The sequence below is a fragment of the Maridesulfovibrio sp. genome (assembly GCF_965230075.1).
In the GTDB taxonomy this organism is placed as follows: domain Bacteria; phylum Desulfobacterota; class Desulfovibrionia; order Desulfovibrionales; family Desulfovibrionaceae; genus Maridesulfovibrio.
Window position 1 is genome coordinate 3359847 of sequence record NZ_OZ245945.1, and the last position, 25304, is coordinate 3385150.

At 49.3% G+C, this 25304-nt stretch carries 22 protein-coding genes; 10 read left to right on the forward strand and 12 right to left on the reverse strand.

The genetic code is table 11. The annotated features are described in order from the left end of the window. Positions 1–56: 56 nt before the first annotated feature. Entirely contained in the window at positions 57–491 is a 435-nt protein-coding gene (locus tag ACO05Z_RS15245; protein ID WP_421903045.1) for a rhodanese-like domain-containing protein, read from the forward strand. Positions 492–670: 179 nt separating this feature from the next. Then, complete coding sequence (locus tag ACO05Z_RS15250; RefSeq protein ID WP_421903046.1) at positions 671–1957, forward strand: agmatine deiminase family protein; 1287 nt, start codon at positions 671–673, stop codon at positions 1955–1957. A 437-nt stretch (positions 1958–2394) separates the two neighbouring features. Here the strand turns inward: ACO05Z_RS15250 and folE2 are convergent, their stop codons facing one another. The 3 genes from folE2 to ACO05Z_RS15265 are packed head-to-tail and all read right to left on the reverse strand — an operon-like array spanning position 2395 to position 4291. Beyond that, positions 2395–3165, reverse strand: a complete 771-nt coding sequence (gene folE2, locus ACO05Z_RS15255; protein ID WP_421903047.1) for a GTP cyclohydrolase FolE2 — start codon at positions 3163–3165, stop codon at positions 2395–2397. A 1-nt stretch (position 3166) separates the two neighbouring features. Next, the gene (gene nikR / locus ACO05Z_RS15260; protein WP_319778624.1) at positions 3167–3586 is read right to left on the reverse strand and encodes a nickel-responsive transcriptional regulator NikR; all 420 of its coding nucleotides are present in this window, start codon (positions 3584–3586) and stop codon (positions 3167–3169) included. A gap of 18 nt (positions 3587–3604) precedes the next feature. Further along, on the reverse strand, positions 3605–4291 hold the full coding sequence (locus tag ACO05Z_RS15265; protein WP_421903048.1) for a class I SAM-dependent methyltransferase: 687 nt from the start codon (positions 4289–4291) through the stop codon (positions 3605–3607). A 277-nt stretch (positions 4292–4568) separates the two neighbouring features. Here ACO05Z_RS15265 and gcvH point away from each other — a divergent pair, with 277 nt between their 5' ends. From gcvH to ACO05Z_RS15295, 6 genes are all read left to right on the forward strand, one after another. After that, positions 4569–4949, forward strand: a complete 381-nt coding sequence (gcvH, locus tag ACO05Z_RS15270; RefSeq protein ID WP_421903049.1) for a glycine cleavage system protein GcvH — start codon at positions 4569–4571, stop codon at positions 4947–4949. Between the two features lie 87 nt (positions 4950–5036). After that, complete coding sequence (gene gcvPA, locus ACO05Z_RS15275; protein WP_421903050.1) at positions 5037–6368, forward strand: aminomethyl-transferring glycine dehydrogenase subunit GcvPA; 1332 nt, start codon at positions 5037–5039, stop codon at positions 6366–6368. Then, positions 6368–7813 (forward strand): aminomethyl-transferring glycine dehydrogenase subunit GcvPB, encoded by a 1446-nt coding sequence (gcvPB, locus tag ACO05Z_RS15280; protein ID WP_421903051.1) that lies wholly within the window; start codon positions 6368–6370, stop codon positions 7811–7813. The genes gcvPA and gcvPB overlap by 1 nt, the downstream gene beginning before the upstream one ends. Further along, positions 7800–9191, forward strand: coding sequence for a dihydrolipoyl dehydrogenase family protein (locus tag ACO05Z_RS15285; RefSeq protein WP_421903052.1), 1392 nt, complete (start codon positions 7800–7802; stop codon positions 9189–9191). Before gcvPB ends, ACO05Z_RS15285 begins: the two co-directional genes overlap by 14 nt. Positions 9192–9326: 135 nt before the next feature. Continuing rightward, entirely contained in the window at positions 9327–10082 is a 756-nt protein-coding gene (locus ACO05Z_RS15290; protein ID WP_421903053.1) for a substrate-binding periplasmic protein, read from the forward strand. Further along, positions 10079–10843, forward strand: a complete 765-nt coding sequence (locus ACO05Z_RS15295; RefSeq protein ID WP_421903054.1) for a substrate-binding periplasmic protein — start codon at positions 10079–10081, stop codon at positions 10841–10843. Before ACO05Z_RS15290 ends, ACO05Z_RS15295 begins: the two co-directional genes overlap by 4 nt. A gap of 6 nt (positions 10844–10849) precedes the next feature. Here ACO05Z_RS15295 and ACO05Z_RS15300 read toward each other — a convergent pair whose 3' ends face one another. Then, positions 10850–12028, reverse strand: coding sequence for an SGNH/GDSL hydrolase family protein (locus ACO05Z_RS15300; RefSeq protein WP_421903055.1), 1179 nt, complete (start codon positions 12026–12028; stop codon positions 10850–10852). Between the two features lie 75 nt (positions 12029–12103). On the opposite strand from ACO05Z_RS15300, the gene ACO05Z_RS15305 reads away from it, so the two are divergent. Then, positions 12104–12727, forward strand: a complete 624-nt coding sequence (locus tag ACO05Z_RS15305; RefSeq protein WP_421903056.1) for an MBL fold metallo-hydrolase — start codon at positions 12104–12106, stop codon at positions 12725–12727. Between the two features lie 259 nt (positions 12728–12986). Here ACO05Z_RS15305 and ACO05Z_RS15310 read toward each other — a convergent pair whose 3' ends face one another. Both ACO05Z_RS15310 and ACO05Z_RS15315 read right to left on the reverse strand, forming a co-directional pair. Next, a complete protein-coding gene (locus ACO05Z_RS15310; protein ID WP_421903057.1) occupies positions 12987–14054 on the reverse strand; it encodes a phosphotransacetylase family protein in 1068 nt (355 codons plus the stop codon). A 16-nt stretch (positions 14055–14070) separates the two neighbouring features. Next, positions 14071–16152, reverse strand: a complete 2082-nt coding sequence (locus ACO05Z_RS15315) for an acetate--CoA ligase family protein (protein ID WP_421903058.1) — start codon at positions 16150–16152, stop codon at positions 14071–14073. Between the two features lie 55 nt (positions 16153–16207). Here ACO05Z_RS15315 and rnc point away from each other — a divergent pair, with 55 nt between their 5' ends. Continuing rightward, the gene (gene rnc / locus ACO05Z_RS15320) at positions 16208–16912 is read left to right on the forward strand and encodes a ribonuclease III (protein WP_421903060.1); all 705 of its coding nucleotides are present in this window, start codon (positions 16208–16210) and stop codon (positions 16910–16912) included. Positions 16913–17022: 110 nt separating this feature from the next. Here rnc and ACO05Z_RS15325 read toward each other — a convergent pair whose 3' ends face one another. From ACO05Z_RS15325 to fsa, 6 genes are all read right to left on the reverse strand, one after another. Beyond that, entirely contained in the window at positions 17023–17895 is an 873-nt protein-coding gene (locus ACO05Z_RS15325) for a flagellin (protein ID WP_421903062.1), read from the reverse strand. Positions 17896–18415: 520 nt separating this feature from the next. Further along, positions 18416–20065, reverse strand: a complete 1650-nt coding sequence (locus ACO05Z_RS15330; RefSeq protein ID WP_421903063.1) for a flagellar hook protein FlgE — start codon at positions 20063–20065, stop codon at positions 18416–18418. Between the two features lie 73 nt (positions 20066–20138). Continuing rightward, positions 20139–20876: a flagellar hook assembly protein FlgD gene (locus ACO05Z_RS15335; protein ID WP_421903064.1), complete on the reverse strand. Its 738-nt coding sequence runs from the start codon at positions 20874–20876 to the stop codon at positions 20139–20141. Between the two features lie 42 nt (positions 20877–20918). Beyond that, the gene (locus ACO05Z_RS15340; protein WP_421903065.1) at positions 20919–22661 is read right to left on the reverse strand and encodes a flagellar hook-length control protein FliK; all 1743 of its coding nucleotides are present in this window, start codon (positions 22659–22661) and stop codon (positions 20919–20921) included. 136 nt (positions 22662–22797) lie between these two features. After that, positions 22798–24210 carry a glycosyltransferase family 9 protein gene (locus ACO05Z_RS15345; RefSeq protein WP_421903066.1) on the reverse strand — a complete coding sequence of 471 codons (1413 nt, stop codon included), beginning with the start codon at positions 24208–24210 and terminating at the stop codon, positions 22798–22800. Positions 24211–24321: 111 nt separating this feature from the next. Continuing rightward, positions 24322–24966 (reverse strand): fructose-6-phosphate aldolase, encoded by a 645-nt coding sequence (gene fsa / locus ACO05Z_RS15350; protein WP_421903067.1) that lies wholly within the window; start codon positions 24964–24966, stop codon positions 24322–24324. Between the last annotated feature and the right edge of the window lie 338 nt (positions 24967–25304).

Genomic DNA, 25304 nt, shown 5'->3' on the forward strand with positions numbered 1-25304 from the left:
ATTCTCCTGCCTGAGTTTAAAAATTGAGGCTAAACCACTATCAGGAGGAGAAACAAATGAATTTCAACAAGAAGATGATGGTAATGCTCGGGTTGGCAGCTCTGCTTATGTGCATCGCAGGCAATGCCTTTGCCATGAAAGACAGCTACAATTACATGAGCCCTGCTGCTTTACAGAACGCCATCGACACCAAGGCAGATGTTGCCATTGTAGACATTCAGGTTGCCGACGAATTTAAATCACATCACATCAAGGGTGCAATCGAGACCTGCGCTTATCCGGTAAAAACAGTTGCCGACACTGAAAAACTCAACCCTGCTCTGAACGATCTTAAAAGCTCAACCCAGCCCATTGTAATCATCTGCCCGCGCGGAAAAGGCGGCGCAGAAAGAACCGTCAACTACTTCGCCAAACAGGGAATCGCTCCCTACCGTTTATTCATCCTCACCAACGGTCAGGACGGCTGGCCTTACGCGGTTAAATCTAATTAAGAACAAATCATAAAGACTTACAAAATCCCCTTCTGCCAACATTCCGGCAGGAGGGGATTTTATTTTGTAATGAACAAGCGAAGCTGTATTCCGAATATCGGATAAATTGTTGACTACACCGGAGAACTATTGTGTATTAGCACCGTAATAAGACAACTCTAATTAACGAGGAAAACAGTATGATAAAACTCGGCACAACCTACCTAATGGCAATAGCCTTTCTCCTTGCATCAGCAACAACGGCAGCAACTGCTGCTGAATGGAGATTCCCCGGAGAATTTGAAAAACAGGAAAGGGTTTACCTCGGTTGGCTGAGCAAAGAGTACGTAAAAGGGTACCACACCGACGATGTCCTACTGGAAATAGCTGAAAATCTCGCTCCATATACCGACATAACCATCTGCATCCCTGAAGAGAGCCAACGCAAACACGTGCAGTCCCTGCTGGAAAAAACTAAGCTGCCCATGAACAAAATTTCATTCCAGACCATCCCCTTCACCATGCTTTACTGGCGGGATTTCGGTCCTATCTTCACAACAGATAAGCAAGGCCGCAAAAGCATTGCCGACTTCGGTTTCAATTGCTGGGGCTACTTCCCGCAATCGGACACTCAGTCCCGGATAATGGAACGCGTTGACCGCGACATTGCCAAGCAACGCAGAATCCCTTCCAGAATGACCCGTCTGGTCAGTGAAGGCGGTGACCGGGAGCTGAACGGAAAAGGAACCATACTGGTCACTGAAGCCTGTGAATTCCAACGTAACCCCAACCTTTCACGCGCAGACATTGAAGCGGAACTAAAAGAAATACTGGGCGTCACCAACGTTATCTGGCTGAAACAAGGAACCGTTGATGACGATGCATACAATGTAAGCACCCTGCCCGGCCCGAACGGCAAGGGAGTAGCCTACCGCAGTGCCGCAGCCAACAACCACATGGACGAGTACTGCCGCTTTGTATCCCCGGACACAATCCTGCTGGCTGAAGTGAGTAAAGAAGAAGCAGCCCAAGGTCCTGTTGAAGCGGAAAACCACCGCCGCATGGAAGAAAACCTTCGCATCCTGCAAAACGCTGTTGATCAGGACGGTAAACCTTTCAACATCATCCGCATCCCCATGCCGGAAACCCTCTACTTCGAAGTAACACCTCAGGATGAAGCATATTTCGGACTGGTGTCATATCCCCGTTTTTCAGACGGCACAGCTTTCCCCGTAGGACAGTCAGTACAGGTTGTTCCGGCACAGAGCTATTGCAATTTCCTGATTTCCAACGGCGTGGTTCTGGCACAGAAATACTGGCATAAAGGCCTGCCTGAAAAAGTAAAAGAGCGCGATGCCGAAGCACTGGCGGTCCTGAAGACAGCCTTTCCCAAACACAAAGTGGTGTCCATCAACACCCTTGGAATCAACTTCGGGGGCGGCGGCATTCACTGCTCAACGCAACAGGAACCGTATACGGGTAAATAACAAAAAAACTCCCCTCGGGATTACCCGAGGGGAGTTTTTTGTTATCCAAAGTGTCGCCGCAATCGCTCTATCCTTTCGGTAAGCAACTGCGGCTGTCGGCGGAGATCAGGTGGGGAAGATTCCCCTCTGCCTCCTTACATATAATAGTAAGCACTTATTCCGACTTGGCAACACCTGAAAAGCAACTTATTGCTAATTACTGCATGTTTTTCATAAAACACTTCAAAATTTATAATTTTAAATAATATTTTCAACACAATAAAAACTTTGCATTCCGCATCAAAAATAAAAAAACTCCCACCGAAAGTTTCGGCAGGAGTTTTCTATTATCCAAAGTGTCGCCGCAATCGCTCTATCCATTCGGTAAGCAACTGCGGCTGTCGGCGGAGATCAGGTGGGGATAATCCCCTCTGCCTCCTTACAAACAAAGTAAGCACTTATTCCGGCTTGGCAATACTTGCAAAGGCACAATGATTGTGGATTGATTCAAAACTTTCCACATCAACTTGGTACCAGAGAATTTTAGGGTGTTTTTCCAGACCCATAGCCGCATTGCGAACCACATCCTCAACAAAAGTAGGATTTGCAAAACTTTTTTCCGTTACGTGTTTTTCGTCTTCCCTTTTGAGCAGTGAAAACACTTCACAGGAACCTGAAGCTTCAGCAATCTCTACCAGATCCTCAATCCAGACAAAACCCTTGGACTTGGTCTTGATGTGCACCACGGCCCTCTGGCTGTGAGCACCCTCATCACTGATGGCCTTAGAGCAGGGGCAAACAGTCATAACCGGAACTTTCACCCCGAGGGTAAACTCCAGATTATCACCGACCATCTCACCTTCCACTGTGCACTCATAGCTCATGATCCCTTTACGTCCACTGACCGGGGATTTCTTTTGCAGGCAATAAGGAAAGCTGAGTTCTGCGTGGGCGCGCTCAGCCTCAAGACGGCGCAGGATATCGCTGAGCAGATTGTAAAAGCTCTGGTAATCCAATTCTTCTGACCAATCTTCCAAAGCTTCCACAAAACGGCTCATGTGGGTGCCCTTAAAATGCGCGGGCAGGTCTACGGACAAAGCAACTTTAGCCATGGTGCTCTGGCTGCCGGACTCCCGGTCTCGCACCACAAGGGGGAGGGTCAAATCCCGCACGCCGACCCTGTCAATGGACATGGCTACTTTCGCGGGACTGTTCTGTACATCTTCCATTTTAAACGAGTTCCTCGCCGGTAGTGGTCAGGCCAAGCTTGCCGTGCTTCACACCTTTGGTAGAGATAAGGCGGTGAGCCAGTTCCTTGATCTGCTTACCATCACCTTTCAGGACCATGACTTCAAGACAGTTGTCATGGTCAAGATGCACATGCAGAGTGGACATGATCAGATCATGGCTGTCGTGCTGCAGCTCGGTCAAACGCTGGGAAAGACCGCTCTGGTGATGGTCATAGACGAGAGAAAGGGTTCCGGCCATCTGACCTTCAGCCTCATCCCATTCTTTTTCCACCAGCATATTGCGGATCAGGTCACGAATAGCCTCGGAACGGGTCTGGTAACTTTTCTCGTCACAAAGCTTGTCAAATTTCTCAAGAAGATCGGAATCAAGGGAAACCCCGAAACGTATAGTTTTACCCATTTCAAACCTCCGTAAAAATCATATGGATTTGCCGGGAACAACTTCCCGGATATTAACTGTCATTTCCGCATTGCAGCAGGCAGCCTTCTCGGTCAGCGGCAGCGCTGTTTTCCAGCCTAAAGATTCAAGTTTTTCCCAGACCGGAACTGAAACATCACGCACCGGCTCAGCCATCCAGATGGTACCGCCCGGTTTAAGCACCCGCCGGAAAAGCTTTTCCAACGGATCAAAAAATCTTTTTTCGTAGAGGATATCCCCGCCCCAGATAAAATCAAATGAATTTTCGGCAAGGGATGGTTCCCGCCAATCCATCTGCAGCCAGAGTGGCTGGACAGTTTCACTGTCCTCACTGCTGTTGATAATCGCATTGTCTTTGGCAAAATAGAGCGGCGGCAATTCATAATCAAAAGCCACAACATCCGCCCCGAGAGATTGCCCGATAACGGCGGTCAGTCCCAGTCCGCAGCCGAGATCAAGGCACTTGCGCCCTTTGATCAAATCCACATTGCGGAAGAGCCATTCTCCGAGTAAAACACTGGCCGGCCAGAGTTCCGCCCAGTACGGAAGCCGTTCATCATCACCAAATTCATCTTCACCGATTTCGTCCCAAAGGGTTTCCAGATCGGCTGTACGCTCTATCTTCCAGACCCTTCCGGCGGTCTCTACTTCTATTAATTCCCGTTCACCGGAAACATAATCTTTCAACAGGTAGTCTCCTTAATTACGCCGCAGATGGTGCTTTATCAACCGTCTGCGTATGCTTTTTTTCGCCAAAAGACAACCTTCGGTAACACGAATTATTACCCCGCAAAATTATAAAATCATTCAATTTTAATTTATGGATAATTTTACAGAATATTTTTCTGCAAATTAGCCCTGTAGAAGCCTTTTATTTCTTAAGCAGGAATGCTATCAGGGGCGAGTTATCCATATAGACACGGTCAGGAAACATAAAAATTCAGTATTCATAGAAGGAGGCCCCATGATTCCGCAGGAACTTCTTTACGCCAAATCTCACGAATGGCTCAAGGTTGACGGTGAAAACGGTGTTATCGGTATCACCCACTTTGCTCAGGAACAACTCGGCGACCTTACTTTCGTCGAACTCCCGCAGGAAGGCGATACTTTCGCAGCAGGCGACGAATTCGGTTCCATTGAATCCGTAAAAGCAGCCAGCGAAATGTACGCTCCGGTTGATTGCGAAGTAGTCGCAGTTAACGAAGCACTGGAAGACGCTCCCGAAAAAGTCAACGAAGATCCTTACGGTGAAGGCTGGCTCGTCAAAATAAAAATCACCGGCCCCACTGACGCTCTTCTCGATGCCGCAGCTTATGAAAAGGTAACTGAAGAAGAAGCTCACTAATCTGGAGCCGCTCTTTATATTAGTACACAAAATTCCCCGCCGACCGCTCACGTCAGCGGGGATTTATTTTTTATACCGGAGGACATAATGCCTTACGTACCCCATTCCCCGGAAGAAATCCGGGAAATGCTCGATATTATCGGCGTGAACTCCGTGGATGACCTCTTTGCCGAAATCCCGGCTGAACTGCGCCCCAAAAGCTTTGACCTGCCTAAAGGAAAAAGCGAAATGGCAGTTCTGCAGCAGCTGGAAAAGATGGCTGCAAAGAACACCACGGACCTGACCAGCTTCCTCGGAGCAGGTTTCTACGACCACTTCATCCCCGCAGCGGTTGATGCCCTTTCCTCCCGCAGCGAATTCTACACCGCCTACACCCCTTACCAGCCTGAATCTTCTCAGGGTACCCTGCAGGCGATCTTCGAATACCAGACTGCCATGGCCCGTCTCATGGATATGGACTACGCCAACGCCTCTGTTTACGACGGCGGTTCCGCACTCTACGAAGCGACCCTCATGGCAGTGCGCAAGACCAGACGCAGGAAAATCATCGTCAGTGAAGCACTGAATCCTATTTACCGGGTTATGCTTGACTCATACACCACCAACCTGAACCTTGAACTTGTCACAGTGCCCCACAACCATGGCCGCACCAACGTCAAGTCCATTATCGCAGCAGTAGACAAAGACACCGCAGCGGTTATCGTTCAGAACCCCAACTTTTTCGGTTCGGTGAACGATTTCACTGAAATGTTTGAAAAAGTGCATGAGCACAAGGCTCTGGCAATCATGTCCACCTACCCGGTCATGCAGTCCGTGCTGAAGACTCCCGGCCAGATGGGTGCGGACATTGCCGTCGCAGACGGACAGTCCATCGGCCAGCCCCTTTCCTTCGGCGGTCCCTACCTCGGGATCATGACTTGCACCAAAGCGCTGGTCCGCCAGATGCCCGGACGTATTGCCGGACGCACCGAAGATGAAGACGGTAAGACCGGTTACGTTCTGACCATTCAGGCCCGTGAGCAGCACATCCGCCGCCAGAAGGCGACCTCAAATATCTGCTCCAACCAGGCCCTCTGCGCCCTGCGTACATTGATCCACCTCTGCCTGCTGGGCGAGGAAGGTCTGCGCCGCACCGCAGTTCTGTCTGTTGAACGTGCCCACTATGCAGCTGAACGCCTCACCGCCATCGACGGTGTGGAAATGTTCACCAAAGGCCCCTTCGGCAACGAATTCGCAGTATCCCTCCCGGTCAACGCTTTCGAAGTAATCGACAAGCTAACCGAGCGCGGCATCATCCCCGGCTTCCCTGTGGGACGTTACTACGAAGGAATGGAAAACGTACTGCTGGTGGCCTGCACTGAAAAGACCACTGAAGAACAGATCGGCATCTTTGCTGAAATTCTGCGGGGGACAATCTAATGAAGACAGTATTTGAAAAATCCGTTCCCGGTCGCGAAGGCTGCTGGCCTGAAGAACCCAAGTCCAAAATTGAGGACTTCATTCCCGCAGAACTCCTGCGCGAAGAAGCGGGTATGCCTTCCCTTTCCGAGCTGGACGTGGTCCGCCACTTCACCCAGCTTTCCCAGAAAAACTTCGGTGTGGATTCCAACTTTTACCCTCTTGGTTCCTGCACCATGAAATACAACCCCAAGTTCACCGAACAGGTGGCTGCCATGCCCGGATTCGCCAAGCTGCACCCGGTCATTCCCCAGCTCAAGGGAGCAGGCCACCATTGTCAGGGTGCACTTGAGGTTATCCACGAAACCGAATCCCTGCTCAGCGAACTGACCGGTATGGCCGCATTCACCATGCACCCCATGGCCGGTGCCCACGGTGAGCTGACCGGGGTTATGCTCATGGCCGCCTACCACCGCGACAAGGGCAACAAGAAGACCAAGATCGTCTGCCCCGACTCCGCTCACGGAACCAACCCCGCATCCGCAGCTGTAGCCGGATACGATGTTGTTTCTGTTGAATCCAAGGACGGCATCATCACTCCTGAAGCTCTGGCTGAAGTGCTTGATGATGAAGTTGCTGGCGTAATGATGACCTGCCCCAACACCCTCGGTCTTTTCGAAACCCACCTGCAGGAACTGGTGGAAATGATCCACGAGAAAGACGCCCTGCTCTACTATGACGGCGCAAACATGAACGCCATCATGGGTAAACTGCGTGTCGGTGATGCCGGATTCGACATCGTACACCTCAACCTGCACAAGACCCTTGGTACCCCGCACGGCGGCGGTGGCCCCGGTTCCGGTCCAGTTGGTGTAAGCGAAAGAGTTAAGCCCTTCCTGCCCATTTCCCGAGTGGAAAAACTGGAAGACGGCCAGTACTACCTTTCCTACGATGAGCCCAAATCCATCGGCTACGTTGCCCCCTTCTACGGCAACTTCGGCGTATACCTGAAGGCATACGCATACATGCTCCGCCTTGGCGGTGAAGGTCTGACCCGCGCCACCGAAGGTGCGGTCCTCAGCGCAAACTACATGCGCAAACGTCTCGAAAACCATTACGAGATTCCCTACAACCGCATCTGCATGCACGAATTTGTTGCATCCGCAGTTGAGCAGGCCAAGAACGGCGTACGCGCTCTCGACGTAGCCAAGGCCCTGCTGGATAAGGGGCATCACGCGCCGACCATCTACTTCCCGCTCATCGTTAAGGAATGTTTGATGATCGAACCCACAGAGACTGAAAATAAAGAAACCATCGATCGCTTTGTAGACGATCTCATCGAGATCGCTGAAATGGCGGAAAAGAACCCCAAAGCGCTGCAGGCAGCTCCTCTGACCACCTCTGTAAAGAGACTGGACGAAACCAAGGCTGCACGCTCCATGGTGATTACTGATGACGTCAAATAGTTTCCCCACCGAAACACGCTCCTACGACCTCGTGGTCGTAGGAGCCGGTCCGGGCGGTTTTGACGCAGCCCTCGAAGCTGCGGAAGAAGGCATCAAAGTCGCGCTGGTTGAAAAAGACCTGCTCGGCGGAACCTGCCTCAATGTGGGCTGTATTCCCACCAAAATGTACCTCGGTGCAACCTCTCCGGTGGAAGAGCTTGCGGCCCAGTCCAAGGCCCGTGTTGCAAAAGGTGAAATTGAAATAGATTTCAAGGCCCTGTGCACCAAGAAGGACCGCTTTATCGCAGCTACACGCAAGGCCATGGCCCAGAAAGCCAAAAAGCTGGGTATCGATATCTATCCTGCAGTAGCCAAGGTAATTGAACCGGGTAAAGTGGAAGTTTACCACCCCGAAGAAAAGGCTGTACTTGAGTATAAAAACCTGATCCTCGCCACCGGTTCCCACCCCACTGTATTTCCCGGACTGGAGCCGGACAACGAGACCATTCTCGATAACACCGGATTCCTCGCCCTTGAAGAAATGCCCACCTCGCTGCTGGTCATCGGAGCGGGCTTCATCGGCCTTGAAATGGCTCAGATCGCGCACCGCACCGGCTGCAAGATCACCGTGGTGGATGCCCTTGACCGCATTGCTGTCTATGAGGACCCGGAAGTATCCAAAGCATTGCAAGGGGTATTCAAGCGCCACAAGTGGAAATTCAATCTCGGCGTAAAGGTTAAATCCGTTACTGCTGAAAACGGACAGGCCGTATTGCGCACTGAAGATGGAGAAGAATTCACTGCCGACAAGGCGCTCATTGCCATCGGACGCCGGCCCAATTCCGCCGGAATCGGACTTGAAGAGCTGGGTGTGGAAACCGCCGGTCCCGGTTTCGTCAAGGTCAACGAGAACCTTGAAGCCGCAGACAACGTCTACGCCATCGGTGACCTGAACGGTAAAGTCCTGCTCGCCCACGCCGCAAGCCATCAGGCAGGGTACGTGGTCCGCCGCATTTCCGGAAAAGCAGAAGGCCCCTACGAGCACGGACCTATCCCGTCCATTCTCTACGGTTCCCCTGAGACCATGCGTGTTGGCCTCATGCCCGCCGATCTTGAAGGCAAGGGCGAAGTCAAAGCTTCATCCTTCCCGCTGGTAGCCAACCCCATTGCACAGGCCTATGCCTCAACGCAGGGCTTTGTAAAAGTGGTCTGGCTGGACGGCAAAGTTGCCGGAATCACCGCGGTGGGACACCATGTCTCGGGATTTACCACCGCAGCAGCCATGATCGTGCAGGAAGCTTGGACCAAGGATGACATCCACAAGGTTGTCTTCCCACATCCATCTCTGGACGAAGCACTGCTCGGCGCACTTAAAGCAGATCAGGTTGATCCCAAATAAATCAACCGCCACAGAGACAAAAGAAAGACCTCTGCTCATTTTGAGTAGAGGTCTTTTTTATGCTTCATTTGCTACTACTATTTGCACATGCTAATATGGTTACTAGTAATCCTCTTCTCTAGCTATGGAGGGACAATGACCAGACTATTTTCCATTTTGGCGTTACTGCTTATCGCAGCATTCCCAACCAGTTCTGCGGCACGCTTAGCTATTACCTTCGCCACCCAAGACTTCTATCCATTCTCATACCAAGAGAACGGAGAAATCAAAGGTCCAGGAGCTGACATAGTTAGGGAGGTATGCAATGAGATTGGTGTAGATTATACCATAGAACTCTTTCCGTGGCGCAGAGCAATTTCCATGGCCAATAAGGGACAAGTCCAAGCACTGTTCATGGTTGGAAAAAATAGAGAACGAGATCAAGACTTCGACTTCAGCCCGCCTTTGATTGCAACTGAATACGGATTTTTCGAACGTACAGATAGGCCAATAAAATATGAAGGAATTGACAGCCTTAATAACATGACCATTGGAACTTACGGCCCATCAAACACATCCTACAACCTTGAAAAATTAGTAATATGTCCCGCTAGTAACATAAATATCGATATAACCCCGGATGACCTGACCCAGTTTAAAAAGCTGGCCAGAGGCAGAATAGATGCAGTTTACTCGAACAAAGATGTCGGAATGGCAGCTATTGAGAGGCTGAAACTCAGAAACATTGCCTATGCGGGAACTGAAAAAAAACTGAATTACTACATAGCCTTTTCCACAAACAACACACCGTCTGTACTCATAAGAAAATTTAATCTTTCCCTATCTCTAATGAAACAATCAGGTCGGTTGCAGCAGATATTGCTGAAGTATAATCTACGGGCTGCAAAATGAACCTCAAACAAAAAATTTTCATCATAATTGCTGCATGCTTGATGCTCTTACTTTCCTGCGGACCTGCAAAAGCCGGGTCAGTAGTAAGCTTTGCAACTCAAGACTTTTACCCCTTTTCATATAAAAAGGATGGTAAAATTGTCGGTCCCGGAGCAGAAATAATTCGTACCACTTGCAAAAACATAAACACTGATTGCACTCTTTGCATCCAACCATGGCGCAGATCTGTGGCAATGGCCCAAAAAGGGCTGACCCATGCCATATTCATGGTCGGCTGGAATAAAGAACGAACAGAATGGCTGACTTTCTCTCCAGCGATAATAAAAACGGAATATGGCTTTTTTGAATGCAGCGACGTTCCATTAACTTATACTGGCCCCAAGAGCCTGATCGGAAAAACAATCGGGGTCTACGGCCCTTCCAACACCTCACACCAACTTGAGCAACTGGCAAAAGAGGCAGGCGGACATGTGCGTATAACCCTGACCCCGGATGCCCTCACCCAATTCAAAAGGCTTTCCCGCTGCCGGGTTGACGCAGTCTATTCCAACCGTGAAGTCGGACAGGCTCTCATCAGGGAGATCAAAGCTAAAAACATTAAGTACAACAGCCAGAAGAAACTGAATTACTACATAGCTTTTCCCAAAAAATATGTATCGACTGGATTCGTAAAAAAATTCAGCCGGGAAATCAAACGCATGAAAGAATCCGGCGAACTCAAAAAAATTCTGGACAAATATCATATGCAGATGGCCGATTAATTAAAATCAGCCTCCCAGCACAAATCGCTCAATTTCATCAATGCGCTCCAGATATTCCTGCGTATAGATCGGGCCGTTGGCAGTGAAAGCGGCGGCGGCATTGCGGTGAACCTGACACCAATGAGCTAAAACCGGATTGGGCCAGATTCGGGAATATGTTTTGATCATATGCAGGGTATTATGGCAGACCGGGGTAAATTCTGCTGTCCGGGCCAGAAGCTCGGTATAATCCTTACCGAGATCGAGAAAAAAAGATCCGATTGCTCGTGCGCATTGATAGTTTGCGCCGGATGAAAGCATTTCCAGCAACTTACTTTCATCAAATTTCTCAGGTTGCCACGGGCGCAGCCACTCATCCGGAACAACCTCTTCTTCCGAGTAATCGATACACCCTTCTTTCAGGAACTGCTCCACTTTTCCGGCCAGCACCGACCACATGGAACCGATATGTTCCACATCACGACTGGCATGCAGCCCGGTTATGGTATTGTTTTCCTCGGTAAGTTCGAATTTAAGAAACGGGCAGTGAGCTTCAATCTTTTTTTCTGATCCAGCCCAGATTCCGGCAAAAATACGATCCAACTCAACCACAGTCAGATTATCGATTTCACTTTCCCAGCTTCTAAGAACAGGTCTGGCAGTACGCCAAAGATCAGCCCAACCATCAAGATAGGAATAAGGATCAGGACCGAAAGCCGGATAGTGCGAAAGACGGGAAACAACTATGATGGGAACCTGCGGAAAACGTTCACGCACATTACCGAGCATTTCCCGGTAACGTTTCAGATAACTGCCCGGTTTGGCCTGAACCACCCCGCAATTATCCTTCATCCATGCTTCGAATTCGGGATGATTCTGCCATGCGGCGGGATTGACGAAAAAGATATATTTGGATTCCCCATGCACAAAAAGCGGGCTGTTTTCGTGAAAAAGATTAATCACGATAAGCTGCGGCTGGGGATCTTCAGGCGTGATCATCTGGAACTGGTGCAGCAGTTTGCGGTCATGGTAATATTTTTCCAGACCGAATTTTTTATCCATAGCTGCCAATTCTTCGGGAATGATCCCCGGAGAACTGTTATACGTAAACGGAGAAGCCAGAACCCGGTAGGTGCAGGGATAACCTGACTGTTTCAGCTCCCTGCCGAGGAAATCCATTTGACAGTTTCCCAAAAAGTAAAGCATTCTGATTCCTTGATGATTGTTGGTTGACTATCAGGATTTCACTCTATTGCAGACTTTCAGTCAAGCCCCTGAAGAATGAAAGAAATAAAGATCGAAACATTTGTACTCGGTCCCCTTGAGACCAATTCCTACCTGCTCACCGCCGGGTCTGATGCCGTAGTCATTGACTGCGGGATGGAGCCCGCTCCTATGCTGCAGGCCATCCGCGAACGGCAACTCAATGTTCATTCCATTTATCTGACCCATATGCATCTCGATCATGTAGGGGGAGTATTGGAATTGCAAAAACAGACCGGAGCCGCAATCTACGGCAACCACAAGGATTTCTTTCTAAACGACATTCCGGTCAATAAAGGCGGCTCTCTCGAATATAAGGATCTGCTTGATTTTGAAGTCACTGACTTGAAACAGGGACGCAAGACCATCCTTGATAATCCGGTAATGATCTTTGAAACCCCGGGGCACACCCCCGGCAGCCTGTCCTACTTCTTTCCCGCACAAGGCTGCATCTTCGTGGGCGATCTACTTTTCATGATTTCTGTCGGGCGCACCGATCTGCCCGGAGGCAACAGCGACGAACTGCTCAGTTCCATCAGCAATAGAATTTTCATCCTGCCTGGTGAAACCAAAGTTTTCTCAGGGCACGGCCCCATGACCACCGTCAAACACGAAATGCGCAACAATCCTTTATTTGTTTAGGATTTTGATGCGCTGCGCGCTTTTTGACTAAAAGATTTCGCCTCCGGCGGCTTAAACCCTTTTGAAAAAGGGTTTGTTCCACTGTCGCTATCCCTAAGACTCGAAGCAAAACTTCTTGCCTAAGGGCTAGTGCAAGAATCCCAAAAACTTTTAGTAAGCTTCGCTGCCTTAACCTCACAAAATTACCAGCTATAAAAAAAAGAGAAACAACCCTCAGGTCGTTTCTCCTTTTCATTTAAATTAATTCCTAAGTAAAAATCTAATACTTCAAACCCAGCTGCTTTTTCAGGTAGGTGAAATCGATATGCTTTTCCACCAGATCAACGCCATGTTTGATCTTGGCTGATTCACGCAGCTTGTGACGGGAAAGGATATCTTCCATCTTCTTGGCCACGGTAAATGTGTCGTCACGGACCACGATGATGGGCGTTTCCAGCACCTCTGAACGGGTCAGAATGATGTCATTGGGGTAGAGGTTACCGGTCAGCACCAGACAGGGACACTCCCCTTCAAGGGCCACCAGTTGGACATCGGAACGGTCACCACCAACAATAACTGCAGAATTACGGTGCCTGCGGAAGTGGGTCATGAAGTTTTCCACCTGCATGGTACCGATAAGAAAACTTTCCACGGGCTGGTCGGTGCGGTTATGAGCGGTAATAATCTTTCCGCCGAGACGGTCGGCAAGATCGCCTACTTTAATTGTGCCCATGAGTGGGTCCTTGGGAATCACGCCGAGGACTTTGACGCCTTTACGTTCAAGGAACGGCTTAATCAGGGTGGTGATCTCATCCATGAAGGTCGGCGGGATGTCGTTGAGCACAACCCCGGCCAGATTATCGCCAAGGGCTTCTTTGAGGACCACCAGATAATCATAATTGAGTTCCTTCTGAAAACGGTCGATGACTACACATTTAATGCCCAGTTTCTTGACCAGATGGATACCATCCACCCCGCAATATTTACCGGAATACATGGAACCGGACCCGGCAACGAGGGTCAAGTCCTTTCCTGCACTGATCTTGGCATAGCCGTCAACAATGGGCTGCACATGGTCCTCAACCTTACCGTTAAAAGCCTGCACCTTAAAATCGTGGGTAACAACCACCGGGGTAACAACATTCGGAGGATTGGAAACGCCGAGCACATCCTGAATGAAATAAGCATCCTCATCACCCAGCCTGCCATCCACCTCAGTAGGAATAGCACCCACAGGTTTCATATAACCAAGGCTGACGCCCTGCTTTTGAAAATGCAATCCCAACCCCATGACAATCATGTTCTTACCGGAATATCCGCTTGTAGAACCAATATATAAACCGGACATAATGTCCTCCTTGTAACTAACTTACTGTCATCCGCATATTGGCGACAACTGCCCCGTCCGGGCCTGCTATTACCGGATTAAACTCAGCTTCCTGAATCTCCGGAAGATCCGAGGCCATCTGGGAAACCATGAGCAGCACATCCTCCAGCGCACCGAGATTTACCGCCGCACCGGAGCGTACCCCCCGTAAAATGGGATACGCCTTAATCTCACGGATCATTTCCTGCGCATCATTAAGAGCCAACGGAGCCAGTCGTGATGATACATCACCAAGCAGGTCCACGTGAAGGCCTGCAAGGGAAAAATTTATGAGCGGCCCGAACTGCGGATCACGCTTGAAACTGACCACAATTTCATGGGAATCCTTCGGTCCCATGGCCTGCACCAGACACCCGGTAATATAGGCATCCTTGCACCTTCTGGTCGCCCGGGTGGTAATTTCCATAAACGCCTTGCGCAAAGCCTGCGGAGTCTGGATATCGGTGATAACCAGGCCAAGCTCCTGCTTGCGGGAAATCTGGGGCGAAGCCACCTTAAGCGCCACAGGATACCCAATCCTCTTGGCGGCCTTGGCAGCCTGATTGGAAGTGCGGGCCAAAACGGTCTCTGGAACCGGAAGTTCATAAGCGGAAGCCAACTGCTGGGCATCCAATTCTACAAGTTCGGTAAGTCCGGTCTTGCGGCAGTTTTCTACAATGGACTTGGCCTTGGAGTAATCGCGCCTGAAGCAGACATCAATGGGCCAGTCTTTTTTCTGCCAGCGGTAACACCGGGTCATGGCGTCAAGAGAACGGACCGCAGCTTCAGGAAATTCATAGCAGGGAATTCCGGCAGCTCGAAGCATCCGGCGTGCCTTTCTGGTCGAATGATCCCCCATAAAACAGGTGATGATGGGCTTGTCACATTCTTTTTCCAACTCAATAATATCTGCGGCAGCTTTTTCCACGTCTTCAAGAATATTGGCAGCCGGAGTCAGGATAACCAGAATGGAATGAAAAACATCATCTTCAGCTACAGCCCGAAGTACTTTGTGATATGTATCCGCATTTGCATCCCCAAGCATATCGATGGGGTTGTACAACGAAGCATAACGGGGAAGGATTTCCTTCATTTTATCAAGAGTAGCCGAAGACGGACGGGAAATATTTAAAGTGCCCTTCTCTGCCATATCCGTGGCAAGAATCCCGGGACCGCCGGAATTGGTGACAATCGCCACATTGGAACCGCTGGGCAAAGGCTGACAGGAGAATGCATGGGCAAGGTTGAACATATCTTCAATGTCCACGGCCTGCATAACCCCGGTCTGGTTGAACGCTGCATTGTATGCGGTGGTGGCTCCGGTCAAATGTCCGGCATGGGCAGATGCTGCCCGCGCCCCGGAAGGAGTTTCCCCAGCCCGCAGCAGGATGAGCGGTTTTTTGAAAGTGGTGTCGTAGGCTGTACGCAGAAAATCCTGTCCATCTTTAAGAGTTTCACAATAGCCGACAATTACCTTGGTATCTTCATCGTTGGCGAGATAGTTGAACATGGTTGCTTCGCCAAGAACGGCCTTGTTACCAAGACTGATGAACTTTGAAAAACCGACCCCTTCGCTGTTGGCCCAGTCAAGAGCAGTGCTGCACATGGCACCGGACTGGGAAAGAAAAGCAATATTCCCCTTAAGGGTAAAATCCGGATCAAGGCTGGCATTCATACCAAGAGCGGAATTCATGAGCCCCATACAATTGGGCCCCAGAATAATCATATCATGGTTCTTGGCTGTTCTTGCCAATTGGCGTTCCAGACGATAACCTTCCCGTCCGGTCTCGCCGTAGCCTCCACTGGTGACAACTGCAGCCCGGACTAAAATTTCTGAAAGTTCGTCCACAGCCTGAATGGCATCCGCCGGAGGCAGGCATATCAAGGCCAGATCGATTCCGCGGGGTAATTGGGAAACAGAAGAAAATGAGCTAAGTCCGTGAACTTCAGCTCCTTCCCCATTGACGAGGAATATTTTTCCCTTATATCCAGAAGCAAGAAGGTTGGCAGTAATAATGCTGGCCTTATCCTGAGGATCGGCAGTAACTCCGATTACGGCTATCGCTTTTGGCTCAAACAAGGCCTTTAAACATGAATATGAGTACATTCGTTAATATAAATTCAAGCAGGTTTGTATGGTAGAAGATTTTTCTCGCCTCCAGCAAGGTATCCACTATCGATTTTCTCAAGTCAAGCATTTAGCCACGGCACTTACCCACAGTTCCTGGGCAAATGAACAACCTGAGCCTGTTGAAGACAACGAAAGACTGGAATTTTTAGGCGACGCAGTACTGGAACTCTGCGTTACAGAAGAGCTGTTTAAGCGCTTTAAAGACGCTCATGAGGGCCAGCTGACCAAGATCAGATCCAAGCTGGTCAAAGAAAAAAGTCTGGCCACCATTGCCCGTGAGCTGGACATCAACTTATTTTTGAAACTGGGAAGGGGAGAAGAAGCACAGGGTGGGCGCAACCGCTCTTCCCTGCTGGCCGATGCCATGGAAGCAGTTATCGGGGCCGTATTTCTGGATGGAGGTTATGCCGAAGCACAGAAATTCATAATGCGCATATTTGAAGATAAATGGCCTGAAACTTTCAAGATAGAAAGTTCCAAGGACTTCAAGAGCAAATTGCAGGAAGTAACCCAGGCCAGATTCAAAGAACGCCCGACCTACGTGCTGACCGGAACCAAGGGCCCGGAACATGAAAAAGTATTTATGGTGAATCTGAATCTCCCGGACGGGAAATCATTTGATTCGGAAGGTTCCAGCTTGAAAAAAGCCGAGCAAACCGCTGCGGCCAAGGCTCTGGACTATCTCGCTGAAAACGAAAGCCCATCTTAAAAAACTCATTCTCTTCAAGCTATTCTTTCCTCTAAAATGTTCAAGGACTGGGAGGCGGTGATCAATCGCCTCCACAGTCCTTAATCTTCACCCGATTATCTCAAGCGGTTTTAACCGCCAATGAGCTGCATTGCCATCTTCGGCAGTGAGTTAGCCTGCGAGAGCATCGCTACCGCGGACTGAGTGAGAATCTGGTTACGTACGAATTCGGTCATTTCAGTTGCTACGTCCACGTCGGAGATACGGGATTCAGCAGCCTGAACATTTTCTGCCTGAATGGAAAGGTTGGTAATGGTGTTTTCCAACCTGTTCTGCATGGCACCAAGGTTCGCACGAATCTTATCTTTTGAAATAATTGCCTGCTGGAGCTTATCCAGAGCCTGCTGCGCCAGAGCCTGTGTGGAGATGGAAGTCTGCACACCAAGGGCTGAAGCTGTAGAAGTACCAATTGCGATGTAATAGTAGTCTTCTGCGGAATCGTTACCTGTTCCGAAGTGAACCTTAAGCGGGCCGGTGGAATGGAGTCCGTTACCGTTATGGGTACCGGTACCACCAGAAAGGTTACCGTTGAGCAGGTGGATACCGTTGAAGTCGGTAGCATTTGCGATACGGGTAATTTCCGAGGCCATGGCCTGGAATTCAGAATCGATGATAAGACGCTGGTCGGAGTTGTAGGTACCGGTGGATGCCTGGGTTGCCAGCTCTTTCATGCGGATGAGCTTTTCATCGATTACCTGCAGCGCTCCGTCTGCGGTCTGAATCATGGAAATCGCGTCGTTGGCGTTTCTCATACCCTGGTTAAGGGATTTAACGTCAGCGCGCATAAGTTCACGAATTGCGAGACCAGCAGCATCGTCAGCTGCGGTGCCGACTCTCAAACCTGAGGAGAGGCGACGGGTTGAAGTGCCGAGGTTGCCATACGCTTCCTGCAGGTTGCGCGAGGCATGCATTGCCATAAGGTTGTGGTTAATGACTAAGGACATATCTGAACCTCCTTGTAGTTCACAAAATTCCGTTTTTGTTAACCAACCTTAAGCAGAGCGTGTGCCAAAAACATTTTTTGCATAAAATTCAATAACTTAAACATATAAATAAAGTCTAGACTTCTTTATATTCAGTTGAATAGTCAATTTTTTCCCGCCCCTTCGGGCTTTTGACTGTCATTTTTTAGAACAACGGGAAAAGCCGTCCCCACCACCGCCTAATCAACTGTTATTTATAACCTTTACCCACCAGAGTTCACAACGACTAGGCATTTACTGCCGTTGCAGGCACCTACGAAGACAAAGAGGAACATCAAGAAACACAAATGGATTAATATGACGGAAATATTTCTTTAGATAAGGAGAAATGGAATAAAAAAATGGAAACCCCGCTTCCGAAACGGCATATTCGGCAGCGGGGTTTCCGGGTACCTGTGCAGTCGGGGGAGTCAGTCCCGTCTGCGGAGGTTGTAGAAGGAGTTTCCTATATATTCAGCATCATCAGGATACCTTATTCACTTTAGCGCTTGAGCTGGATAAGCTCGCCCATCATCGAGTCTGTGGTGGTAATTACCTTGGAGTTCGCCTGAAAACCACGCTGGGTGGTGATCATGTTTACAAACTCAACCGCAAGGTCCACGTTAGACATTTCAAGAGAGTTGGAGGCGATGGAACCTTTACCACTGCTATTGGGCAACCCGGTCAAAGCATCACCTGATTCCCTTGTCTGAGTGAAGAGGTTACCGCCTTCACGGCGCAGCCCCCAGTCATTATTGAACGAGGCAATGGTCAGAACGTAAAGTTCCTGAATCTGACCATTTGAGTAACGTCCGGTCAGAACTCCGTCCCTGCTGACAGAAGTACTCTGCAAGAATCCTGCGGTGTAACCGTCCTGAGACTGGAACAGAGTGGTGGAACCTGAGCTGTAACTGGTTGTAGAGAGTGCGCTCTTCTCAGCATCACCGAAGTTAGGGATATTACTTATGTCAGTAATATTCGTACCAAGCAGACTGGCGTTTGAAACGGTTGTGGTTCCCCAACCTTTAGTGGTTCCGGCTCCCGAAAGATCCTTGTTGTTTAATCCGAAGTTCATCTCAACTGTTACCGGATCATTGCTGGCATCAGTAAAACTTGCGTTGGACCTTGACAGGAAGTTGGCAGTCAGAACAGGCAGGCCGTCCTGTGAGAACTCAGCCAGAGTCCATTCATCAGAATTTCTAAGGTCAGCAGCAGCGGTACCGGCATTACTTTTGAGGGTAAATGCAGAGACACCGGTCAGGTCACCGGCTGCGTTGAAAGTCATAGTACCGGTCATGAGCAGACCTGCTGCAGAAGTTCCGGCGAAGTTAACACCGTCATCGGAGATACGGCCGTCTTCATCCGGGTTGCAGGTTACGATGAATTCCCAGACCTTCTTACCACCAGCGTTACTGAGGGTAACCTGGTCAAAATAAGTGGTCACGTTATGTGCAGAACCGTTGGCATCATAAACCTTGATAGTAGACTGGTAGCCGTAGAGAGAATCACCCAAGGGCGGTTCAGCAGAGCCATCCCATGCGTTGAAAAGAGAGAGGTAAGGAGCAGTGCTGTCAGTTGAGCGGCTGGCTTCCTGTGAATCAAGGTTGGTGATCATATTAATAGTAGTTGTGGCCTTAGGTGCGGACTGGAAGTTCTCCAACCTGATGTCAGTAGGAACACCGATGGTACGTACAGCATTACTGGTATTCACGCTGGTACCAGTGGCAACCTGTGAATTACTTTCATCCTGTACCTGCCAGCCCTGCAGCACATAACCGTGCGGGTCGGTAAGGTAACCGTCTTTGTCAAAACGGAAGTTACCCGCTCTGGTGTAGTAGGAAGTCTCTTCCTCCTTGGGAGAGACTATGAAAAATCCGTCACCACCGATAGCGAGGTCGGTGGACTCAGAGGTAGTTTCAAAAGACCCCTGAGCGAAGTCGGCATAAATTGCCCCAACCTGAACGCCTCGACCTACCTGTGCAATACCGGTAGCAGTGGACATGTCCTGACTGATGGCATCTTCAAAGTGCATTTTGGCACTTTTAAAACCGACTGTGTTTACGTTTGCGATGTTGTTACCAAGCACGGACATCTTGTCACCGTGTGCCTGTAAACCTGTGATTCCTGAGAATAATGATGCTGATAAACCCATTAGAACCTCCTAAAGTCCTGTTGACTCGCGAATGCTTTCCTATCTCTTAAGCCGGGCCATGCCGTTGGCCTGATTAGCTTGAAGATGATTCGGAAGATTCACCTGACTCACCAGATGAATCGGACACATCCGTCGGACTTACTACTTCTCTGATGTTGAGGAAGTTGATGTAGCGACCGTCTTTAAGGTGCAGATATTGCTGCCCGCCTTCGGAAACAACTCCGGAGACTTCGCCACTGACTTCCGTCTTAACCATTACCGGACTGCCTTCAGCGTCTTCCGCTGCCATGGCGATGGAATAAACTCCGTCCGGAACATCCTTGCCTGCCCAGTTCTTTCCATCCCATTCGAACTCAAAGGTCCCTTCAGCCTTTGAACCGAGTTGAACAGTGCGGACAAGGTTTTTATTGTTATCGTAAATATTGATGAACGCATTTGCCACAGGCTCGCCGAGACCGTAGAAGACCTTACTTATCTTGCCGTTGTCACGGCTGATGGAATAACCTTCCGCTTTTACTTCTTTGCCGATGAAGCCAACTGCGGAGACCATCTGGTCCTGAGTGTTGTTATCGATCATAGTCTTGATGTTGCTGTTCACCTGAGTGAGCTGTTCAAGACTGGAGAACTGTGCCATCTGCGCCATGTATTCTTTATCTTCCATGGGGTTGGCCGGGTCCTGGTTCTGCATCTGGGTAAGGAGAAGCTTCAGGAAGTCATCCTGTCCCAGCTGACTTTTATGTGTTGGCTGATTGCTTGCTGCCATGTCGGCTTCTGCTCTGCCAAGTATGTTACTGAACCCTACGTATCCCATGACTACACCTCTTAATTTTTACTAAGCGGGCCTAAATTTATATTAAGCCACTATGTAAAGCCCGCTCTGGGAAATTTGTGCCTTCTGTTGTACAGTTTGCATTTCCTGGGCCAAAGAGGTTCCTTCTTGTCTTAAAGTCTGCCAACGCTTACGCATTTCAGACATCATTTCCTGATATTGCGCGGCGTTATGATCCTCAGCATTTTTCCAGGAAGAATCTGTCTGACCGTCTGAAATACCAGTCTGGACTTCAAGTTTTTCCACCTTGAGGCCCTGCTCTTCCAAAGCCTGCTTCACAACTTCCAGCTGCTCGGCAATAACTTTCGCTGTGTCTGGATTTTCCGCCCTGATTGTAGCCTGAACATCCTTGTTCTTGACCTGCAGCATTACGTTGACGGTGCCGAGATCATGGGGATTAAGCTGCAACGTCAGCTGCTTGCGTCCCTGACCGAGATTCTTGAAAACACCTTCCTGAATCTGCTCCAAGATGTTTGAACGGGCAGTTTTTTCCCACATAGTATCGGTCTTACCGGCCTGAGCAGACTTAACTGCATTCTGCAGAGTACCGACTCCGTTACCGAAAAGATTTCCGGTAAGAGTTCCCTCACCCTTCACAAGGGATTCATCGGAAAGCTTGCCGAAAAAATCGTTCCAACTGTCCTGATCATCAGAATCGGAAAGAAGCTGTTCCAGCCAGTGACGGTTGGAATTCTTATCATCAGCCTGTCCGGCATTCTGCTTTCCGGCATTGGTATCGCCTTTAAGGTCAGCGCCATTTTTTGAGGGATTGTTATCCTTCTGGGCAGGATTTTCTCCATTCTGCCCGTCCTGCTTAACGCTCTCGCTAACCTCTTTAGCTGCCCCCATGGAATCACTGATAACTTCAGCAGAGGCCATGCGCACAGCACTGGGAGACTGGTCAGAAGCTTTTTCCATGGCAGAGTGCAGGGAATCGGCTACAGTCTTGACCAGCTTGAGATCCTTTCCATCCTGCTCAGCCTGCTGCTGGGCAAGAGCCGACTTGAGAACAGAAAAACCTTTCTTAAAATCACCGACGGTAGCACCTTCTGTGGTGAGCAACTGGGTAACCTTTTTACCCGCATCGCCGCTGAGCTTGAACAGATCGGTCAGAGTCTTGGTTTCATCTTCAGAAAGCTGAAGCTTTTCGGAGTCAGACATGGATGCCAGCTTAGCCTGCATTTTCTCGACTACATTACCAAGCTTGCCCTGACGAATAGAGGCCAAGAGCCCCTTGGATTCATCCGGGGTAAAACCAAGCTGTGAAAATATGGAATTCAGATTCTGTTCCTGAACAGGACTGAGCGAGATCCCCTTCATGCCCTTCATCATGCCGGAGAGCTCGGAAACCAGCTGACCGTAAGTAATGCCGTTTTCGCTCATTACCTTCTCTTCAAGGTCGGCGATATCTTTCTTATCGAGGCCGTACTCTTCGAGCTCTTCCTTGATTTCATTCCAGTCTTCCCGGCTTACCGTAAGATCCTGAGGCTGCTCTTCAACAGACTGCATAGCTACATTTTCGGCAGCTTCATCAATATATTCAGCTGCGGCTTCAGGCTCGGCGTGGGAAGTTGCTTCTTCATATACAGAAGCGGCCTCATTCACGAGATTCTGAACCGGCTGGTACGCTGCCTGAGCCTCGGACTGGCTGGAATAAAGGAAATTGTCGAACATAGATGAGCGAAAAGACTCCTCAGACAGTGATGTTCTGTCCAGAAGACTGCTCAAGCCCTGATTAGTTTGTTCGTGATGTGGAAGTATTTTCATATTCTGACTCCTCGACTTAGTTGTATTCACGAGGCGTGCCAAAAATAAAAACACTTTATTTCAGCTATTTAAAAGAAAAAGACGTCCAGCTAAGATGGAACATTCTTCCCTTTTAAGGAAAATAATTCAGTGCTGTTCAGCTTTTGCTGATAATCGTAGCAAGCTGTTCATAGTAGGAAAGGACTCTGATCCACGATTCGCGACTGTAATCGTTATTTTGCAGAAAAAGTTGTATAAAACCGGTAAATTGTCGCAAGATTAGAGGGCAGGAATTCCAAAATGAATCATCCAGCGGAGCACTCCGGGCCAACCCACGACTGAACTCTTTACCCAGACGCGGCAGATGTGCCCCCATTTTAGCTGCAAGCCCCGGTTTCTGAGCAGCAAATTCTGCCCATGCCTGCTCAGGACCATCAGTGGCCCACAAGCCGAACACCGCACCAAAATACTGCTGCCAGAACTGTCCCAATGAATCCCCTGCCTGCGCCCTGCTGCCGCTCAACTGTTTTAAATCATATAAACCATTAATATTTCGCGCAGTTAGAAACATACGCAATCCGGGCATATTGATTTTCTGCAAACTGGCCCGATCTTCAACAATCATACGCTTTGCGGCCACGGCTATACGGGAAGGAGTAAAAGGAGAATGGCAATACAGTTCATCGCGGGTGCATGACCAACACCCCAGAGCGCAACTCATGGTGGAACGCAAAACAAAATGGTCGTTCTGATAAGGCCCGGTTTCCCAAGGATTCACATTACCCATAGAAAGATTGAGTACTTTCAACCCCGACCATGCAGCCAGATGCATTGGCCCGGTATCCGGGGTGATAAAAAGTTGCAGGGACTGCCCCACGGCAATCAATTCCCCAAGCTTCAGTTTGCCGGACATATCCAGAATAGGCCCTTTGCACAGACGGGCTACCTCCTGCCCCATTCCCTGCTCCATGGGGCCGCCGAACAGTACCGGTCGCAGCCCCTTAGCCAGTAGTTCTGAGCACAAATCTGCCCAAAATCGAACCGAAGGACGCTTGACCTCTTCACTTGCCCCCAAAAAAAGACCGATACGATTGGAATCCTTATGCAGGGTGCGCGGCAGAGGCCATCGAGTACTGGCAAGGTTGCTCAGGGGAACACAATCCAAGGCATTCAAATCCGCCCAATGAAAAAGGTTATGGCGGTTATTCTCAACAACACTGGCCCGGTAAAGCTGCCAATTACCCAAAATATGGGTTACCCCTTCCTTGGATGCCACCGGACCGAGTTTGACTTCAGCCTGTAGCTCCCCGGCAAGATCTGCGGCCTGACTGCGAATACTCAGGTTAACAATCATCTCATACTTGTTCTGACGCAGAACCTGTACACCTTCCCAAGGGAAATAGGTGACTCTGGGACTGATTGGCATAAGTGGACGGAAAAATTTTTCCTCGGCCACCACCCATATAGGATGGCCGGGATAGGTTCTCTCCAACCAGAGAAAGAGCGGAAATGAGAGAATCAAATCCCCCATGCGCTGCATCTGAAGAACAAGTATCGGACGTTTGGACATGGGCGCAGCTTACAGTAATATTTTATAAAATTCTATGGGCAGACACACAGCAGAAAACCCGGAACTCCATACTGAGTTCCGGGTTTTTAAATCAAAAACAATTCCCGAAAACTACTTGGTCAGCTTTGCCCAGTCCGCATTAAATGCAGCAAGCCCCTTATCAGTCAGGGGGTGTGCGGCAAGCTGGCTGATTACACTATATGGAATGGTAGCTACGTCCGCGCCGATAAGAGCAGAATCAAGCACGTGCATGGGATGCCGGATTGAAGCCACCAGAATCTTGGTAGGAAAATCATAATTATCAAAGATAGTACGGATCTGCCGGATAAGTTCCATTCCGTCGTGGGCAATTCCATCCAGACGGCCCACAAAAGGACTTACATAAGTAGCCCCGGCCTTGGCAGCCAGCAGGGCCTGCAAAGGAGAGAAAACAAGGGTCACGTTGGTCTTCACACCCTTACGGTAAAGGCTTTCAGTAACCACCAGACCTTCATTGGTCATGGGTACCTTGATAACCACGTTATCACCGAATGAAGCAAGATCTTCGGCCTCACGAATCATTTCCTCGGCACTCTCGCCCACAACTTCAAGACTAACCGGTCCTTCCACTTCCGCACAGATGGCTTCGGCCTGCTTACGCCAGTCCCCACCCTCGCGGGAAAGCAAGGTAGGATTGGTGGTTACACCATCCATCAGCCCCTGAGCCTTAGCCTTCATGATTTCCTCAAGATTCGCAGTATCCAGAAAGAATTCCATGCACACACCTCACAATTAACTTCAAACATTATTAATACTTACCCATCGAAACTGCATCTTTTCACAGTAGATATTGTCTCCAGCATAGCCCATTTTTCATTTGATAAAAAGAGCTATATTTAAAAATAACCAAGACTTAACCGGGATAAATATAAAATAAGCTTCGCAAAATACTCCCTGTTGACAACTCTTGAGGAGCGGGGTAAACACTTTCTCACTATGAACGTTTCTTACTCCAACTTTACCCTTTATTTTTGGTGGTGGCGCAGCTAATGCGTCGCGGTAGGTTACGTTCAAAAAACAGGTAACAAATAAAAGTTTTATAGAACCGCGACAGT

What these genes read in the sequence shown, in the direction of transcription:
- ACO05Z_RS15245 (WP_421903045.1), top strand. Translation starts at nt 57, where the DNA reads ATGAATTTCAACAAGAAGATGATGGTAATGCTCGGGTTGGCAGCTCTG.
- ACO05Z_RS15250 (WP_421903046.1), top strand. Translation starts at nt 671, where the DNA reads ATGATAAAACTCGGCACAACCTACCTAATGGCAATAGCCTTTCTCCTT.
- folE2 (WP_421903047.1), bottom strand. Translation starts at nt 3,165, where the DNA reads ATGGAAGATGTACAGAACAGTCCCGCGAAAGTAGCCATGTCCATTGAC.
- nikR (WP_319778624.1), bottom strand. Translation starts at nt 3,586, where the DNA reads ATGGGTAAAACTATACGTTTCGGGGTTTCCCTTGATTCCGATCTTCTT.
- gcvH (WP_421903049.1), top strand. Translation starts at nt 4,569, where the DNA reads ATGATTCCGCAGGAACTTCTTTACGCCAAATCTCACGAATGGCTCAAG.
- gcvPA (WP_421903050.1), top strand. Translation starts at nt 5,037, where the DNA reads ATGCCTTACGTACCCCATTCCCCGGAAGAAATCCGGGAAATGCTCGAT.
- gcvPB (WP_421903051.1), top strand. Translation starts at nt 6,368, where the DNA reads ATGAAGACAGTATTTGAAAAATCCGTTCCCGGTCGCGAAGGCTGCTGG.
- ACO05Z_RS15285 (WP_421903052.1), top strand. Translation starts at nt 7,800, where the DNA reads ATGACGTCAAATAGTTTCCCCACCGAAACACGCTCCTACGACCTCGTG.
- ACO05Z_RS15290 (WP_421903053.1), top strand. Translation starts at nt 9,327, where the DNA reads ATGACCAGACTATTTTCCATTTTGGCGTTACTGCTTATCGCAGCATTC.
- ACO05Z_RS15295 (WP_421903054.1), top strand. Translation starts at nt 10,079, where the DNA reads ATGAACCTCAAACAAAAAATTTTCATCATAATTGCTGCATGCTTGATG.
- ACO05Z_RS15300 (WP_421903055.1), bottom strand. Translation starts at nt 12,028, where the DNA reads ATGCTTTACTTTTTGGGAAACTGTCAAATGGATTTCCTCGGCAGGGAG.
- ACO05Z_RS15305 (WP_421903056.1), top strand. Translation starts at nt 12,104, where the DNA reads ATGAAAGAAATAAAGATCGAAACATTTGTACTCGGTCCCCTTGAGACC.
- ACO05Z_RS15310 (WP_421903057.1), bottom strand. Translation starts at nt 14,054, where the DNA reads ATGTCCGGTTTATATATTGGTTCTACAAGCGGATATTCCGGTAAGAAC.
- rnc (WP_421903060.1), top strand. Translation starts at nt 16,208, where the DNA reads ATGGTAGAAGATTTTTCTCGCCTCCAGCAAGGTATCCACTATCGATTT.
- ACO05Z_RS15325 (WP_421903062.1), bottom strand. Translation starts at nt 17,895, where the DNA reads ATGTCCTTAGTCATTAACCACAACCTTATGGCAATGCATGCCTCGCGC.
- ACO05Z_RS15330 (WP_421903063.1), bottom strand. Translation starts at nt 20,065, where the DNA reads ATGGGTTTATCAGCATCATTATTCTCAGGAATCACAGGTTTACAGGCA.
- ACO05Z_RS15335 (WP_421903064.1), bottom strand. Translation starts at nt 20,876, where the DNA reads ATGGGATACGTAGGGTTCAGTAACATACTTGGCAGAGCAGAAGCCGAC.
- ACO05Z_RS15340 (WP_421903065.1), bottom strand. Translation starts at nt 22,661, where the DNA reads ATGAAAATACTTCCACATCACGAACAAACTAATCAGGGCTTGAGCAGT.
- ACO05Z_RS15345 (WP_421903066.1), bottom strand. Translation starts at nt 24,210, where the DNA reads ATGTCCAAACGTCCGATACTTGTTCTTCAGATGCAGCGCATGGGGGAT.
- fsa (WP_421903067.1), bottom strand. Translation starts at nt 24,966, where the DNA reads ATGGAATTCTTTCTGGATACTGCGAATCTTGAGGAAATCATGAAGGCT.